We start from the raw sequence: 15136 nt of genomic DNA, 5'->3' as shown, positions 1-15136 counted from the left end.
CACGCCACTGCGAGCAACCGCTATGTCCTACCGCATCGCGCTGAACTTCGAGGACGGGGTCACCCGTTTCATCGACTGCAACGACGGCGAGAAAGTGCTCGACGCCGCTTTCCGCCAGCGCATCAACCTGCCGATGGATTGCGCCGACGGCGTCTGCGGCACCTGCAAATGCCGCGCCGACAGCGGGCGCTACGACCTGGGCGAGGACTACATCGAGGACGCGCTCGGCGCCGAGGAGGCCGCCGCCGGCCTGGTGCTGACCTGCCAGATGCTGCCGCGTTCGGATTGTGCGCTGGCGGTGCCGGCGACCTCGGCCGCGTGCAAGACCGGCAGCGTGCGCTTCCAGGCGGCGGTGGCGCAGGTGATCGCGCACGCCGACGCGGCGCTGGAACTGCGGCTGGAGGCGATCGGCGAGGTGCCCGCCTTCCTGCCCGGCCAGTACGTCAACATCGCCGTGCCGGGAAGCGGCCAGGTGCGCGCCTACTCCTTCAGTTCCGCGCCCGGCGCAAGCGTGCTGACCTTCCTGATCAGGCGCGTGCCCGGCGGGCTGATGAGCGCCTACCTGGATGCGGCCAGGCCCGGACAGGTACTCGAATTGACCGGCCCGCTGGGCAGCTTCTATCTGCGCGAAGTGGCGCGGCCAGTGCTGATGCTGGCCGGCGGCACCGGCCTGGCGCCGTTCCTGTCGATGCTGGCGCAACTGGAAGCCAGCGGCTGCGCGCAGCCGGTGCATCTGCTGTACGGCGTCACCCGCGGCGCCGACCTGGTGCTGGTCGATCGCCTGCAGGCGATCGCCGAGCGGCGGGACTGGTTCGGCTTCGACACCTGCGTGGTCGATCCTGCCGCCGCGCATCCGCGCACCGGTTACGTCACCGAGCACCTGCCGCCGCAGGCGCTGCATGGCGGCGACGTGGACGTCTACCTGTGCGGCCCGCCGCCGATGGTGGAGGCGGTGCGCGCGCACTTTCGCCAGATCGGCCTGGACCCGGCCAGCTTCCACTACGAGAAGTTCACTCCCACTGCCGCGGCGCCGGCGCAGGAGCGGGCCGCATGAGCGCACGCTTCGCCGGCAAGGTGGTGGTCGTCACCGGCGCGGCGCAGGGCATCGGCCGCCGCGTCGCCGAGCGCGCCGCCGCCGAGGGCGCGCGGCTGGTGCTGGTGGATCGCGCCGGGCACGTGGCCGAGCTGGAGCAGGCGCTGGCGCCGGCCGAGGTCGCCACGGTGGTGGCCGATCTGGAGCACTACCAGGAGAACGCACGTGCCATGGCCTTCGCCCACGCGCGGATGGGACGCATCGACGTGCTGGTCAACAACGTCGGCGGCACCATCTGGGCGCAGCCGTTCCAGCACTACGCGCCGGAGCAGATCGAAGCCGAAGTGCGGCGCTCGCTGTTCCCCGCGCTGTGGGGCTGCCGCGCGGTGCTGCCCTACCTGATCGGGCAGGGCGGTGGCGCCATCGTCAACGTCTCCTCCATCGCCACCCGCAGCATCCACCGCGTGCCCTACGGCGCGGCCAAGGGCGGGGTCAACGCGCTGACCGCCTGCCTGGCGTTCGAGCATGCCGAACACGGCATCCGCGTCAACGCCGTGGCGCCGGGCGGCACCGAGGCGCCGCCGCGGCGGGTGCCGCGCAATGCGGATGCGCAGAGCGCGCAGGAGCAGGCGTGGTACCGGCAGATCGTCGCGCAGACGGTCGCATCGAGCCTGATGAAGCGCTATGGCACGCTCGACGAGCAGGCCGCGGCGATCCTGTTCCTGGCCTCGGACGAGGCTTCCTACATCACCGGCACGGTGCTGCCGGTCGGAGGCGGCGACCAGGGCTGAGCCATGCCGCCGCGGGCGGTTCCATCGCCACATCGATCCGGCGGCGAGCCTCCGGCGATGCAGCGCCCCGCAGCACGCACGACGGCCTTTGCCCGGCAGTCGCGCGTCTGCTTCAGAGCAACCCTGCCGCCGGCCGGCACGTTCCGCCTCGCCGGCCGCGATCGCATCCAGGAGACACGATGGACGCCACGGCTTCTTCCCTGCGCATCGGCATCGTCGGCGGCGGCATTGTGCGGCGACCGCGCGCCTGCCGCGTGCAGCGCAGCTCGCGCGAGGCGGGCGAGCTGTACGAATTGCGCGATGGCCGGGTCGGTGCCAACGCCGCCGCCCTGGCGCAGACGCTGGCCACGCGTTTCGACTGGATCTGGCACCACGATCTGCAGGCCGGAGCGGCGCAGGCGGCGTGGCTGATACGCGGCACCCTGCGCGACCCGGCGGACATGCTCGCGACCGACCAGCCCCGTGCGCATGCGCGCGGGGCTGCCGGCGCGCGCCGACGCTCACCGGCACCAAGCCGGCATGAACCCGAATGATGCGACCCCATCGTGGAGCCAACGCAATGCAGACAGATCCGTTCGATCCCTCGCGGCTGGCGCCGGACGTGCTGGCGGTGCTCGGCGGCATGGCCGCCAGCGGCGCGCCGGCGATGGAGTGGCTGCCGATCCCGGCGATGCGCCAGGCCTACCGCCGGATCGGCGCGCTGTTGGGCGGCGATCCGCTGGCTGGCCGCGCATGCCGGCGAACTGGGCGTGGATGCCGGGCGCCTGGCGGTGGCCGGCGACAGCGCCGGCGGCAGCCTGGCGGCGGTGGCCTGCCAGCAGCTACGCGGCGGCGATGTGGCGTTGCGCGCGCAGCTGCTGTTCTACCCGTCCACCGACCTGTCGCCGGCCGCGCGCGAGTTCCCGTCGCGGCGCGAGAACGGCGCGGTACCACCGCTGACGCTGGCGCTGATGCAGGCGATGTCGACACCGTTCGTGGCCGGTTTCGACACCCGCGATCCGCGGCTGTCGCCGCTGCGCGCGGCGGACCTGCGCGGCCTGCCGCCGGCGCTGATCTACACCGCCGATTGCGACGTGCTGCGCGACGACGGCCACCGCTACGCCGAGGCCCTGCGCGCGGCCGCGGTGGCGGTGGAGCACGTCGAGTTGCCGGGCATGGTGCACGGCTTCGTCGAGATGGCCGGCGTGCTGCCGGCGGCGGTACAGGCGATCGAACACGCCGGCGCGTTCCTGCGCGCACGGCTGGCATGACGGCAAGGTCGGCGCGGCCCACGCCGCGTCGATCCCAGGCAATGGACACCAGGAGGAAACACCGATGAGCGACAACAAGCTATTGCAAGGCGATTTCTGGCACGGGGCGCTGTTCACCGGCCAATGGCAAGCGGCCGCGGACAGCGCCGAGGTGATCGAGCCGGCCACCGGCCACGGACTGGGCCGTATCGGCCTGGCCGGCCCGGCGCAGATCGCCGCGGCCGCGGCCACGGCGGCGCAGGCACAGCGCGGCTGGGCCGCGGCGCCGTACGCGCAGCGCGCGCAGGTGTTGCGCAAGGCCGCGCAACTGGCCGAACAGTTCCTGCCGGAGATCGCCGACTGGATCGTGCGCGAGAGCGGCTCCACCCAGGACAAGGCCGGCTTCGAGGCGAGCCTGTGCGCGGCTGCGTTGCACGAGGCGGCGGCCTTGCCGTCGCGCAGCGCCGGCGAGGTGCTGCCGTCCACGCCCGGGCGGCTGAGCCTGGCGCGGCGGCGCCCGCTCGGCGTGGTCGGGGTCATCGCGCCGTTCAACTTCCCGCTGTACCTGGCCATGCGCGCGGTGGCGCCGGCGCTGGCCCTGGGCAATGCGGTGGTGCTCAAGCCCGATCCGCGCACCGCGGTGTGCGGCGGGGTCACCATCGCGCGGCTGTTCGAACTGGCCGGCCTGCCGGCCGGCGTGCTGCACGTGCTGCCCGGCGACGGCGCCGCCGGCGCGGCGCTGACCGCCGACCCGCACGTGGCGATGATCCAGTTCACCGGCTCCACCGCGGCCGGGCGCAAGGTCGGCGAGGCGGCGAGCCGGCACCTGAAAAAGGTGTCGCTGGAACTGGGCGGCAAGAACTCGCTGATCGTGCTCGACGATGCCGACCTGGACCTGGCGATCGCCAACACCGCCTGGGGCGCGTACCTGCACCAGGGCCAGATCTGCATGTCCACCGGCCGCGTGCTGGTGCAGCGCGCGCTCTACCCGCGCTTCGTGGAGCGGCTGGTCGCCAAGGCCAACAGCCTGAGCGTCGGCGATCCGGCCGGTGGGCAGGTCGCGCTCGGGCCGCTGATCAATGCGGCCCAGCGCGACCACGCCGCGGCGCTGGTCGCGGCCGCGCGCCAGGCCGGCGCCACCCTCGCCGCCGGCGGCGGCTACCGCGAGCTGTTCTTCGAGCCGACCGTGCTCAGCGACGTCGGTCGCGACAACCCGGCGTTCCGCGAGGAGATCTTCGCCCCGGTCGCGGTGGTGGTGCCGTTCGACACCGACGCCGAGGCCGTCGCCCTGGCCAACGACACCGAGTACGGCCTGTCGATGGCGGTGCTGTCGGCCGACGTCGGCCGCGCGCTGGCGCTGGGCGAGCAGTTGCGCACCGGCCTGCTGCACATCAACGACCAGACCGTCAACGACGAGGTCATCAATCCGTTCGGCGGCGTCGGCGCGTCGGGCAACGGGAGTAGCATCGGCGGCCCGGCCAACTGGGAGGAATTCACCCAGTGGCAGTGGTTGACCGTCAAGGGCGCAGCGCCGGCCTATCCGCTTTGAATCCGAGGAGACATCCCATGAAGACCGCAACCGAAAAACGCCAGATCACCGTGGCGGTGGCGCGCGCGCCGCAACAGCCTTTCAGCATCGAACAGGCGCGCATCCGCGCGCCGCAGGACGACGAGGTCCTGGTGCGGGTGGTGGCCACCGGCCTGTGCCACACCGACCTGATCGTGCGCGACCAGTACTATCCGGTGCCGCTGCCGGCGGTGCTCGGCCACGAAGGCGCCGGCGTGGTCGAGGCGCTGGGTCCCAACGTCAAGGCGCTGCAGGTCGGCGACCACGTGGTGCTGACCTACGGCGCCTGCGGCCACTGCAATCCCTGCGACGGCGGCCATGGCGCCTACTGCAAGGAGTTCTTCCCGCGCAATTTCGGCGGCGGCGATGCGCATGGCCATACCGCCATCGAAGACCTGCAGGGGCAGCCGCTGCACGACCACTTCTTCGCCCAGTCCTCGTTCGCGACCTACGCGCTGGCGCGCGAGAACAACGCGATCAAGGTGTCGCACGACGCGCCGCTGGAACTGCTCGGCCCGCTCGGCTGCGGCATCCAGACCGGCGCCGGGGCGGTGATCAATGCGTTGAAGGTGCGACCCGGCAGCAGCTTCGTGGCGTTCGGCGCCGGCGCGGTCGGGCTCAGCGCGGTGATGGCCGCGCGCGTGGCCGGCGCCACCTGCATCGTCGCGGTGGACGTGGTGCCGTCGCGGCTGGAACTGGCCAAGGAGCTGGGCGCCACCCATACCATCGACAGCCGGCAGGGCGACCTGGTCGAGGCGGTGCGCGCGATCACCGGCGGCGGCGCCGACTTCGCGCTGGAATCCACCGGGCGTCCGGACGTGCTGGCGCTCGGCATCGAGGCGCTGGGCGGACTCGGCACGATGGGCGTGGTCGGCGCGCCCAAGCTCGGCACCAAGGCCGAGTTCGACGTCAACAACCTGCTGCTGGGCGGGCGCAGCATCCGCGGCATCGTCGAGGGCGACAGCGTGCCGCAGGTGTTCATCCCGCAGCTGGTGACGCTCTACCAGCAGGGCCGCTTCCCGTTCGACAAGCTGGTGAAGTTCTATCCGCTGGCGCAGATCAACGAAGCGGCGGCCGACAGCAGCAGCGGCGTCACCCTCAAGCCGATCCTGCGCATCGCCGGTTGACCGCCGGAGTCGCCACGGCGGCGGTGCCGTGGCGAGGGCCAGGCCGGCGGGCGGCGCATGCCGCTCGCCGGGCCGCGCGGCCGCAGGTCCGCGGTTCGGCCGCGCGGCCCGTGCGGGCCCGCTCAGTCGCGGAAATTCTCGAACTGCAGCGGCAGTTCGAAATCGCTCTTCTTCAGCAGCGCCATCACATCCTGCAGGTCGTCGCGCTTCTTGCCGCTGATGCGCAGCTTGTCGCCGTTGATCTGTGCTTCCACCTTGAGCTTGGCGTCCTTGATCGCGGCGACGATCTTCTTGGCCAGCTTCTGCTCGATGCCCTGCTTGACCGTGACCTTCTGCCGCGCGCCGGCCAGGTTGGTCTCCACGTCGCCCAATTCCAGGCAGCGTACGTCGATGCCGCGGGCGATCAGCCGCGCGCGCAGGATGTCGGTCATCTGCTTGACCTGGAAGTCGCTGGGCGCGGCCTGGTTGATGACCTGGTCGTCGAGCTCGAAGCTGGCCTCCACGCCCTTGAAATCGAAGCGGGTCGACAACTCGCGGTTGGCCTGGTCGATGGCATTGGTCAGTTCGTGCTTGTCGATTTCGGAGACGACATCGAAGGAAGGCATGGCAGGTCCTCGGGAAAGACCCTCTATCCTACCGGTCTCGCCGCAGCGCCGCTGCCCGCCGCCCCGTTCGGCAGTTCGGCAGTTCGGCGCGCTGCGTCGCGGCGCGGCACCGGCGCCAGCGCACCCGCCGCCGCCGCCACGTGGCCGCCTGCGCGGCTGGGCGGGGCGCGCGATCGCGGCGATAATCCGCGCATGCCCACGTCACGTTCCAACACCGCGGCCGCCGCCTGGATGATCGCGGCGGTCGCCTGCTTCGCGCTGATGGATGCGGCGATGAAGTTGCTGACCGCGCGCTATCCGGCGCTGCAGGTGGCCACGCTGCGCGGCGGCGCCTCGCTGCCGTTCGTGCTGCTGTGGGTGCTGGCCACCGCCGGCCCGCGTTCGATCCTGCCGGTGCGCTGGGGCCTGCACCTGCTGCGCGGTGTGCTCGGCATCGCGATGATCGGCTGCTTCGCCTGGGCGCTGCGCAGCCTGCCGCTGTCCACCGCCTACACGATCTACTTCGTCGCGCCGCTGCTGGTGACGGCGTTGTCGGTGCCGCTGCTGGGCGAACAGGTCGGTCCGCGGCGCTGGGCCGCGATCGGCATCGGCCTGGTCGGCGTGCTGGTGGTGCTGCGCCCGGGCGGGGGCGGCTTCGTCTCGCTGCCGGGGCTGATGGTGCTGCTGGCGGCCACCGCCTACGCGCTCGCGGCGGTGCTGGTCAGCCTGCTGGCGCGCACCGAGACGCCGCAGTCGCTGGTGGTCTGGTTCCTGCTGATCATGGCGCTCGGCGCCGGCGCGCTGGCGTGGCCGACCTGGACCCCGCTGCGCCTGGCCGATGCCGGCTGGATCGCCACGCTCGGCCTGGCCGGCGCGCTGGGGCAGGTGGCCTTGACCCAGGCGTTCCGCCGCGGCGACGCCTCGCTGATCGCGCCGCTGGAGTACAGCGGCCTGATCTGGGTGATCCCGTGGGACTGGCTGCTGTGGCGCAAGCTGCCCGACGCCTGGACCTGGGTAGGCGCGGCGATCATCGTCGCCAGCGGCCTGTACCTGCTGCACCGCGAGCGGGTCCGCGCCACCGTGCGGCCGCCGCCGCTGGCGCATCCCTAACCCTTTGCCGTTGCCGGCGGCGTTCCGGGCGCAAGCGTTAGAATCGAATGGAATAACGCCTGCAGGCCTGGCCTGCTAGGCTTTGCGCCCCCTTCGCTGCCGGCCCCGCGCGGTGATCCAGTTCGAGCACCTGCACAAGTCCTACTCCGTCGCCGGCCAATCGGTCGTGGCGCTGCATCCGCTCGACCTGGAGATCCGGGCCGGCGAGGTGTTCGGCATCATCGGCCATTCCGGCGCCGGCAAGTCCACGCTGATCCGGCTGATCAACCGGCTCGAGGAGCCCAGCGGCGGGCGCCTGCTGATCGACGGCGAGGACGTCACCGCGCTGGACCGCGCCGGGCTGCGCACGCTGCGCCGGCGCATCGGCATGATCTTCCAGCACTTCAACCTGCTGTCCTCGCGCACGGTGGCCGGCAACGTCGCCTTCCCGCTGGAACTGGCCGGCACCGCGCGCGCGCAGATCGACGCGCGGGTGGCCGAGCTGCTGGCCCGGGTCGGCCTGGCCGAGCACGCCAACAAGTATCCGGCGCAGCTGTCGGGCGGGCAGAAGCAGCGCGTCGGCATCGCCCGCGCGCTGGCCACCGGGCCGCAGATCCTGCTGTGCGACGAGGCCACCAGCGCGCTGGACCCGCAGACCACCGCCTCGGTGCTGAGCCTGCTGGCGCAGATCAACCGCGAGTTGGGCCTGACCATCGTGCTGATCACCCACGAGATGGAGGTGATCCGCCGCGTCTGCGACCGCGTGGCGGTGCTCGATGCCGGACATCTGGTCGAGAGCGGGCCGGTCACCGAGGTGTTCCTGCATCCGCGCCATCCGACCACGCGCCGCTTCGTGTCCGAGGCCGAACACGTGGACGAGGGCGAGCTGCATCGCGACTTCACCGCGGTGGCCGGGCGCATCGTGCGCCTGACCTTCCTCGGCGGCGACACCTACGCCCCGCTGCTCGGGCGCATCGCGCGCGAGACCGCAGTGGACTACAACATCCTGTCCGGACGCATCGACCGGATCAAGGACACCCCGTACGGCCAGCTGACCGTGGCCCTGGTCGGCGGCGATCTGGACGCGGCGCAGGCCGGGTTCGTCGCCGCCGGCGTGCATGTCGAGGAACTGCGCCGATGATCCCGTTCGCGACCGCCGCCACTGGCTTCTTCCGCAATCTCGACGCCGGCAAGTGGGCCGAGATCGGCCGCGCCACGCTGGATACGCTGCTGATGCTCGGCGGCTCGCTGCCGCTGACCCTGCTGATCGGCCTGCCGCTGGGCGTGCTGCTGTTCCTGACCGGGCCGCGCCAGACCCACCAGCGGCCGTTGCTGTACGGCACGCTCGCGCTGGCGATCAACGTGCTGCGCTCGGTGCCCTTCATCATCCTGATGATCGCGATGATCCCGCTGACGCTGTGGGCGATGGGCACCTCGCTGGGCGTGCGCGGCGCGATCCTGCCGCTGGTGGTGGGTGCGGCGCCGTTCTATGCGCGGCTGGTGGAAACGGCGCTGCGCGAAGTGGATCGCGGCGTGGTCGAAGCCAGCCTGGCGATGGGCGCGACCACCTGGCAACTGGTCACGCGGGTGCTGTTGCCCGAGGCGCGGCCGGGGCTGATCGCCGGCGCCACGGTGACCACCATCGCCCTGATCGGCTTCACCGCGATGGGCGGCGCGATCGGTTCCGGCGGGCTCGGCGACCTGGCCTACCGCGACGGCTACCAGCGCTCGCACGCCGACGTGGCGCTGATCACCGTGGTGGTGTTGCTGTTGCTGGTGCAGGGGCTGCAGATGCTCGGCGATCGGCTGGTCGCGCACTACAGCCGGCGTTGAGCGCGACGCGGTTGCCCGGATCGCGCTTGTGTCCTGTGCAGGAGCGGCTGCAGCGGCTCCTTGTATCTGCAGAACAGCCATCCCTGGCCTTTCGCCGCACGCAGCGGCCGGGTCTGCTAGCTTGCCCGCATGGCGGCCTGGCCGCTGTTCTTCTCCCCACGTTTCCGGATTCCCGCCCATGACCAAACTCCCGCTTCGTCTGCTGCTCGGCGCCGCCGTGCTCGCCCTGGCCGCCTGCGGCAAGTCCACCTCCGCGACCGACAGCACGCGGCTCAGCGTCGCCGCCACCGCGGTGCCGCATGCGGAGATCCTCGAGGTGGTCAAGCCGCTGCTGGAGAAACAGGGCGTGACCCTGGACGTGCGCGTGTTCAACGACTACGTGCAGCCCAACGACCAGGTGGTGCAGAAGCAGATCGACGTGAACTACTTCCAGACCGAGCCGTACCTGGACGCCTACAACCGCGATCGCAAGAGCGACCTGGTCACCGTGATCGGCGTGCACATCGAGCCGTTCGGCGCCTATTCGCGCCGCTTCAAGTCGCTGGCCGAGCTGCCGCAGGGCGCCGACGTGGTGATTCCCAACGATCCCAGCAACAACAGCCGCGCGCTGATCCTGCTCGACAAGGCCGGAGTCATCAAGCTCAAGGATCCGGGCAATGCGCTGTCCACCCAGCGCGACATCGTCGCCAACCCGAAGCAGCTGAAATTCCGCGAACTGGATTCGGCGATGCTGCCGCGGGTGCTGGACCAGGTCGATCTGGCGCTGATCAACACCAACTACGCGCTCGATGCCGGGCTCAATCCCACCCGCGATGCGCTGGCGATCGAGAGCAAGGACTCGCCGTACGTGAACTTTCTGGTCGCGCGCCCCGACAACAAGGACGACCCGCGCGTGCAGAAGCTGGCCAAGGCGCTGACCAGCCCCGAGGTCAAGGCCTTCATCGAGCGCAAGTACCAGGGCGCGGTCCTGCCGGCGTTCTGAGCGGAGCCCGCGCATGCCGCTGTTGCTGGCCATTCCCCTGGCGATCGTGATCGCGCTGGCGGTGACCGCGGTGCTGTTGCCGTTGTCGCTGCTGCAGCGTTTCCGCTATGGCACCTCGCGGCGCCAGGCGCGGGCGTGGCTGGCCAGCGTGCAGTTCTGGTCGGCGCTGGTGTCGAGCCTCGTGCTGCTGGGCTTCGCGTTGATCGCCGCGCACTGGTGGCCCGATGCGGCGATGTATGCCTGCATCGGCTGGGTGGCGGGCCTGGGCCTGGGCGCGCTGGGCATCTGCTTGAGCCGGTTCGAACCGCTGCCGCAGGGCCTGTACTACACGCCGAACCTGTGGCTGGTGCTGGCGTTGACGCTGCTGGTGGTGGCGCGCATCGGCGCCGGTCTGCTGCAGGGCTGGCGCAGCATGAACGAGGGCGCGGCCTGGCCGGCGCAGGGCTGGATGAGCCACGCCAGCCTGCTTGCGGCGGCGGCGTTGTTGCTCGGCTACGCGTGCGCATATGCGTGGCTGTTGCGGCGCAAGGTGCGCCATTTCGATCGCTATCGCGGCTACGACCGTTCGCCGCGCTGAGCCGCGCGCGAGCGCAGATGCGCCAAGCCACAAAAACAAACGGGCCCGAAGGCCCGTTTGCATGTGACGCGGAGCAGGCGTGCTTAGAAGCGCGCGCCGACGCCGAAGCTGACCAGCCACGGATCCAGCTTCAGGTCCTGGCCGGTGCCGCTGCCGGCGACCTGCACTTCCGGACGCGAATGCATGTAGCGGGCATCGGCGCGGGCGAACCAGGTCGAGTTGATGTTCATGTCCACGCCGACGGTGCCGATCGCACCCTTGGCGGTATCCAGGCCGACGTGCTGGCCGCTGGCCGACAGGCCGTCGATCTTCTCGTTGCTGAAGTTGGACTCGTAGTAACCGACGCCGACGAACGGACGGAACACATTGTCCGCCTGGCCGAAGTGGTACTGGCCGCTCAGCGCGATCGGCTGCTGCTCGACGGTGCCGATCTTGCCCACGCCGCTGGCGCTGACGCGATGGTTGAACTTGTCGGCGGCGCCCCACAGTTCGACGGCCCAGTTGTCGTTGATCAGCCAGCTGGCGCTGATGGTCGGGGCCGGGCCGCCGTCGACGTCGAGGCCGTTGGCCGGCTTGGAATGGGGGTCGAGCAGGGTGGCGCTGCCGACGACGGCGAAGCGCTTGCCGGATGCGGTGTCGCCGTCCTGCGCAAATGCGGCAGGCGCGAACGCAAGGGCGGAAACGACAGCCAGGCTCAGGATTTGAATGGACCGCATGGGAATCTCCTCAATCTTTTTTTTGTGGGGCCACAGGAGTGGGCGCGCACACCGTATCGATGAGAAGATGAATCGACGCCGACCTCGCCCGAGTGGATGCAGGCATCGTTCAGGCACTGGCGTCGGATGCTTGAAATAACGAGGTTTTAAGACTTTGTGATGTTCACCCAGATGCGCACGGCGTGACGATGCGGGACGTGTTGCAAGGCTTGCCTGCGCAGATTCGCGACGATTGCCGGGTGCTGATTCTCGGCTCCATGCCCGGTGCGATGTCGTTGCAGCACGCGCGCTACTACGCGCATCCGCGCAACCGCTTGTGGCCGTTGCTGGGCGCGTTGTGCGGTTTCGATCCGCTGCTCGACTACGACGCGCGCCTGCAGGCGATGCAGGCCTTCGGCGTGGGACTGTGGGACGTGATCGGGCAGTGCCGGCGCAGCGGCAGCCTGGACACGGCGATCGTGCGCGGCAGCGAAGTGCCCAATCCCTTGCCCGCGCGCATCGCGCGTTTGCCGCAGTTGCGTGCCATCGCCTGCAACGGCGCCGCGGCGGCGCAGGCGTTCGCGCGTTTCGTGCAGCCGCAGCTGGCGCCGCGCGCGCCGCCGCTGGCGGTGCTGGCACTGCCGTCGACCAGCCCGGCCAATGCCGCCTTCTCGCTGGCGCGGCTGCAGCAGGCGTGGGCGCCGCTGCAGGTCTGGCTCACGCCAGCGCCCACCTAGCCCGGATCAGGGCAATGCGCGCGGCGACGGCGCGCGCAACCGCAGCCACAGCGTCTGCACCAGCAGCGCCGCGGCCAGCGCCAACGCCACCCAGGCCGCGCTGCGCGCACCGTCCAGGCCGCTGCCGGCCTGCTTGACGTAGACCGCGGCCAGCGCCCACAGCGCCGCCGCGACATAGGCCAGGTTGCCGCGCATCGCCCGGTTCAGGCCGAGCAGCAGCGCGCCGGCCAGCGCGAACAGCCCCAGGCTCCACGGCAGCATGTGTTCGGTGGACAGCCAGCGGTAGGCGACGATCACCTGCGCGGTGTTCAGGAACGCGGCCAGCGACAGCCAGCCGGCGTGCAGCGACAGCGGCAGCCACGCCCACAGCGCCTGCCACGGCTCGGCGCGCGGATCGCGCGACAGGCGCAGCGCGGCCAGCGCCAGGCACGCCAGCGCCGCCCAGATCACCGCCAGCGCCAGCAGGAAATGCTGCTGCGAGAACACCGGCATCCACAGCGCGGTCAGGCCGCAGCCCAGCGCCGCCGGCAGCCGCACCTGCGCCAGCGCGCTGTCGCGCCGGCGCCGCGGCGACAGCTGCCACAGGCCGAAGGCCAGGTCGAGCAGGAAGATCGGGCCCCAGATCGCGAACGCGTAGCCGGCGGCGACGATCAGGGTCGGGTAGCGGTCGGAGATCGCGCCGTTGGTCGGGCCGAACGCGCCGCGTTGCGAGAACCAGGCGACCAGCGGCATCGCCAACGACATCAACAGCACGAACGCACGCATGGCGGCACTCCGATCCGGGTGCGGGGCATCCTAGGCACCCGCCCGTGAAGGCGGCGCGGTGCGCGCCGCGGCGATGACGCCAGGACAATGCGCAGGCGTACAGTCCGCCGCGAACGCCACGCACAGGCGCTTGTCGGCGTCGTTGCGCGGCCGCTGCGGGTTTTTTTGCCCGGCAAAGGTTGGCGCTGCGGCTGCGGGCCGCCACAATAGGGGTTTCCCCCTCATTAGTTGCCGGAGTTGCCCGCATGGCCGAAATCAAGGAAGCACTTGTCCCCGATATCGGTGACTACAGCGACGTCCCGGTAATCGAAGTGCTGGTGGCGGTCGGCGACACGGTGAAGAAGGACCAGAGCCTGGTCACCCTGGAGTCGGACAAGGCGACGATGGAAGTACCGTCGCCGTTCGCCGGCGTGGTCAAGGAGCTGAAGGTCAAGGTCGGCGACAGCCTGTCCGAGGGCAAGCTCGTGGCGCTGATCGAAGTGGCCGAGGCCGGCGCAGGTGCTGCTGCGCCGGCCCCGGCGGCCGCCAAGGCCGCGCCCGCACCGGCCAGGCAGGAGCCGGCCCCGCCGGCGCCGGCCGCGCAGCAGGCGACCAAGCCGGTCCCGGCAGGGAATGCCGGCGGCGGCATCGTCGAGGCGCGGGTGCCGGACATCGGCGACTACAGCGACGTGCCGGTGATCGAGGTGCTGGTCGCGGTCGGCGATACCGTGGCCAAGGACCAGAGCCTGGTCACCCTGGAGTCGGACAAGGCGACGATGGAAGTGCCCTCGTCGGTGGCCGGCGTGGTCAGGGAGCTGAAGGTCAAGGTCGGCGACAGCCTGTCCGAGGGCAAGGTCGTGGCGCTGATCGAAGTGGCCGGTGCCAGCGCCGATGCGCCGGCGGCAGGCGCGGTCCAGCCCAGCGCCGAGACCGGCGGCGGGGTGGAGCCGGTGCCGGCCTCGGCCGCGCCGGACAAGCTGGCCCAGCGCGAGATCGCGCAGGTGCAGGGCTCGGCGCCGGCCAAGGCGGGCGCTTCCGCGCCGTCGGCCGGCATCCCGAGCAGCCCGCCGGTGGAGTTCAGCGCCGACAGCGTGCTGCCGCAGAAGGTGCCCTACGCCAGCCCGGCGGTGCGCGTGTTCGCGCGCGAGCTGGGCGTGGACCTGTTCCAGGTCAGCGGCACCGAGCACGGCGGGCGCATCACCAAGGACGACGTGCAGCGCTACGTCAAGGCCGCGTTGGCCGGCGGTGCGGCGACCACGGCGGCTGGCGCGACGCCGGCGGCCGGCGGCAACGGCCTGAACCTGCTGCCGTGGCCGAAGGTGGACTTCGCCAAGTTCGGCGAGATCGAGGTCAAGCCGCTGTCGCGGATCAAGAAGATCTCCGGCGCCAACCTGGCGCGCAACTGGGCGATGATCCCGCACGTCACCCAGTTCGAGCAGGCCGACATCACCGACCTGGAAGCCCTGCGCGTGGCGCTGAACAAGGAAAACGAAAAGGCCGGCATCAAGCTGACCATGCTCGCCTTCCTGCTCAAGGCCAGCGCCGCGGCGCTGAAGCAGTTCCCCGACTTCAACGCCTCGCTGGATGCGGCCGGCGAGAACCTGACCCTGAAGAAGTATTTCCACATCGGTTTCGCCGCCGACACCCCGAACGGGCTGGTGGTGCCGGTGATCCGCGACGTGGACAAGAAGGGCGTGGTCGAGCTGGCGCGCGAAAGCGGCGAGCTGGCCAAGAAGGCGCGCGACGGCAAGCTCGGCCCGGCCGAGATGAGCGGCGGCTGCTTCTCGATCAGCTCGCTCGGCGGCATCGGCGGCACCGCGTTCACCCCGATCGTCAATGCGCCGGAAGTGGCGATCCTGGGCGTGTCCAAGTCGGCGATCCAGCCGGTGTGGAACGGCAAGGAATTCGCCCCGAAGTTGATGCTGCCGCTGTCGTTGAGCTACGACCACCGGGTCATCGACGGCGCCGCGGCGGCGCGCTTCACCACCTACCTGAGCCAGGTGCTGGCGGACATGCGCCGCGTGCTGCTGTAAGTCCTGCCGCAACGGCGCCGCGCCCGGCGCGGCCCGTGTTTCCCCCACCCGCGTGCGCCGCGTCCATCGCGGCGCCGCCGTAGAACTGCAATCGCCCGCCGGCGTGCCGGCCGGG

At 71.0% G+C, this 15136-nt stretch carries 16 protein-coding genes; 13 read left to right on the top strand and 3 right to left on the bottom strand.

Annotation, left to right across the window (positions count from 1 at the left end):
- The first annotated feature begins 22 nt into the window (after positions 1 to 22).
- From benC to NRY95_19630, 6 genes are all read left to right on the top strand, one after another.
- The gene (benC, locus tag NRY95_19655) at positions 23 to 1054 is read left to right on the top strand and encodes a benzoate 1,2-dioxygenase electron transfer component BenC (GenBank protein UYC15878.1); all 1032 of its coding nucleotides are present in this window, start codon (positions 23 to 25) and stop codon (positions 1052 to 1054) included.
- Positions 1051 to 1824, top strand: a complete 774-nt coding sequence (locus tag NRY95_19650; GenBank protein ID UYC15877.1) for a 1,6-dihydroxycyclohexa-2,4-diene-1-carboxylate dehydrogenase — start codon at positions 1051 to 1053, stop codon at positions 1822 to 1824. The genes benC and NRY95_19650 overlap by 4 nt, the downstream gene beginning before the upstream one ends.
- Positions 1825 to 2003: 179 nt before the next feature.
- Positions 2004 to 2357, top strand: coding sequence for a hypothetical protein (locus tag NRY95_19645; protein UYC15876.1), 354 nt, complete (start codon positions 2004 to 2006; stop codon positions 2355 to 2357).
- A 216-nt stretch (positions 2358 to 2573) separates the two neighbouring features.
- Positions 2574 to 3074, top strand: a complete 501-nt coding sequence (locus NRY95_19640) for an alpha/beta hydrolase (protein ID UYC15875.1) — start codon at positions 2574 to 2576, stop codon at positions 3072 to 3074.
- Positions 3075 to 3138: 64 nt separating this feature from the next.
- The gene (locus NRY95_19635; protein ID UYC15874.1) at positions 3139 to 4602 is read left to right on the top strand and encodes a benzaldehyde dehydrogenase; all 1464 of its coding nucleotides are present in this window, start codon (positions 3139 to 3141) and stop codon (positions 4600 to 4602) included.
- A gap of 17 nt (positions 4603 to 4619) precedes the next feature.
- Positions 4620 to 5747 (top strand): NAD(P)-dependent alcohol dehydrogenase, encoded by a 1128-nt coding sequence (locus NRY95_19630; protein UYC15873.1) that lies wholly within the window; start codon positions 4620 to 4622, stop codon positions 5745 to 5747.
- A 122-nt stretch (positions 5748 to 5869) separates the two neighbouring features.
- On the opposite strand, the gene NRY95_19625 is transcribed toward NRY95_19630, so the two are convergent.
- Positions 5870 to 6352, bottom strand: a complete 483-nt coding sequence (locus tag NRY95_19625; protein UYC15872.1) for a YajQ family cyclic di-GMP-binding protein — start codon at positions 6350 to 6352, stop codon at positions 5870 to 5872.
- 192 nt (positions 6353 to 6544) lie between these two features.
- Here NRY95_19625 and NRY95_19620 point away from each other — a divergent pair, with 192 nt between their 5' ends.
- The 5 genes from NRY95_19620 (at position 6545) to NRY95_19600 (ending at position 10812) form a co-directional block, all read left to right on the top strand.
- Positions 6545 to 7441, top strand: a complete 897-nt coding sequence (locus tag NRY95_19620) for a DMT family transporter (protein UYC15871.1) — start codon at positions 6545 to 6547, stop codon at positions 7439 to 7441.
- A 112-nt stretch (positions 7442 to 7553) separates the two neighbouring features.
- The gene (locus NRY95_19615; GenBank protein UYC15870.1) at positions 7554 to 8561 is read left to right on the top strand and encodes a methionine ABC transporter ATP-binding protein; all 1008 of its coding nucleotides are present in this window, start codon (positions 7554 to 7556) and stop codon (positions 8559 to 8561) included.
- The gene (locus NRY95_19610) at positions 8558 to 9253 is read left to right on the top strand and encodes an ABC transporter permease (GenBank protein UYC15869.1); all 696 of its coding nucleotides are present in this window, start codon (positions 8558 to 8560) and stop codon (positions 9251 to 9253) included. The genes NRY95_19615 and NRY95_19610 overlap by 4 nt, the downstream gene beginning before the upstream one ends.
- Positions 9254 to 9431: 178 nt before the next feature.
- Positions 9432 to 10235 carry a MetQ/NlpA family ABC transporter substrate-binding protein gene (locus NRY95_19605; GenBank protein ID UYC15868.1) on the top strand — a complete coding sequence of 268 codons (804 nt, stop codon included), beginning with the start codon at positions 9432 to 9434 and terminating at the stop codon, positions 10233 to 10235.
- Positions 10236 to 10248: 13 nt separating this feature from the next.
- Positions 10249 to 10812 (top strand): DUF1453 domain-containing protein, encoded by a 564-nt coding sequence (locus tag NRY95_19600; protein UYC15867.1) that lies wholly within the window; start codon positions 10249 to 10251, stop codon positions 10810 to 10812.
- Positions 10813 to 10895: 83 nt separating this feature from the next.
- Here NRY95_19600 and NRY95_19595 read toward each other — a convergent pair whose 3' ends face one another.
- Positions 10896 to 11528, bottom strand: a complete 633-nt coding sequence (locus NRY95_19595) for an outer membrane beta-barrel protein (GenBank protein ID UYC15866.1) — start codon at positions 11526 to 11528, stop codon at positions 10896 to 10898.
- Between the two features lie 188 nt (positions 11529 to 11716).
- On the opposite strand from NRY95_19595, the gene NRY95_19590 reads away from it, so the two are divergent.
- Positions 11717 to 12244 (top strand): DNA-deoxyinosine glycosylase, encoded by a 528-nt coding sequence (locus tag NRY95_19590; GenBank protein UYC18646.1) that lies wholly within the window; start codon positions 11717 to 11719, stop codon positions 12242 to 12244.
- Between the two features lie 6 nt (positions 12245 to 12250).
- Here NRY95_19590 and NRY95_19585 read toward each other — a convergent pair whose 3' ends face one another.
- Positions 12251 to 13009 (bottom strand): hypothetical protein, encoded by a 759-nt coding sequence (locus tag NRY95_19585; protein UYC15865.1) that lies wholly within the window; start codon positions 13007 to 13009, stop codon positions 12251 to 12253.
- 245 nt (positions 13010 to 13254) lie between these two features.
- Between NRY95_19585 and aceF the strand changes: the two genes are divergently transcribed.
- Positions 13255 to 15021: a dihydrolipoyllysine-residue acetyltransferase gene (aceF, locus tag NRY95_19580; GenBank protein UYC15864.1), complete on the top strand. Its 1767-nt coding sequence runs from the start codon at positions 13255 to 13257 to the stop codon at positions 15019 to 15021.
- The last annotated feature ends 115 nt before the right edge of the window (positions 15022 to 15136 follow it).

Source organism: Xanthomonas campestris pv. phormiicola (genome assembly GCA_025666215.1).
Lineage (GTDB): Bacteria > Pseudomonadota > Gammaproteobacteria > Xanthomonadales > Xanthomonadaceae > Xanthomonas_A > Xanthomonas_A campestris_A.
The sequence above is the reverse complement of the archived record's forward strand: the minus strand, read 5'-3'. Positions and strand labels throughout refer to the sequence as shown.

Coding starts and splice junctions, on each gene's coding strand:
- benC (UYC15878.1), top strand. CDS start 23: ATGTCCTACCGCATCGCGCTGAACTTCGAGGACGGGGTCACCCGTTTC.
- NRY95_19650 (UYC15877.1), top strand. CDS start 1,051: ATGAGCGCACGCTTCGCCGGCAAGGTGGTGGTCGTCACCGGCGCGGCG.
- NRY95_19645 (UYC15876.1), top strand. CDS start 2,004: ATGGACGCCACGGCTTCTTCCCTGCGCATCGGCATCGTCGGCGGCGGC.
- NRY95_19635 (UYC15874.1), top strand. CDS start 3,139: ATGAGCGACAACAAGCTATTGCAAGGCGATTTCTGGCACGGGGCGCTG.
- NRY95_19630 (UYC15873.1), top strand. CDS start 4,620: ATGAAGACCGCAACCGAAAAACGCCAGATCACCGTGGCGGTGGCGCGC.
- NRY95_19625 (UYC15872.1), bottom strand. CDS start 6,352: ATGCCTTCCTTCGATGTCGTCTCCGAAATCGACAAGCACGAACTGACC.
- NRY95_19620 (UYC15871.1), top strand. CDS start 6,545: ATGCCCACGTCACGTTCCAACACCGCGGCCGCCGCCTGGATGATCGCG.
- NRY95_19610 (UYC15869.1), top strand. CDS start 8,558: ATGATCCCGTTCGCGACCGCCGCCACTGGCTTCTTCCGCAATCTCGAC.
- NRY95_19605 (UYC15868.1), top strand. CDS start 9,432: ATGACCAAACTCCCGCTTCGTCTGCTGCTCGGCGCCGCCGTGCTCGCC.
- NRY95_19600 (UYC15867.1), top strand. CDS start 10,249: ATGCCGCTGTTGCTGGCCATTCCCCTGGCGATCGTGATCGCGCTGGCG.
- NRY95_19595 (UYC15866.1), bottom strand. CDS start 11,528: ATGCGGTCCATTCAAATCCTGAGCCTGGCTGTCGTTTCCGCCCTTGCG.
- NRY95_19590 (UYC18646.1), top strand. CDS start 11,717: ATGCGGGACGTGTTGCAAGGCTTGCCTGCGCAGATTCGCGACGATTGC.
- NRY95_19585 (UYC15865.1), bottom strand. CDS start 13,009: ATGCGTGCGTTCGTGCTGTTGATGTCGTTGGCGATGCCGCTGGTCGCC.
- aceF (UYC15864.1), top strand. CDS start 13,255: ATGGCCGAAATCAAGGAAGCACTTGTCCCCGATATCGGTGACTACAGC.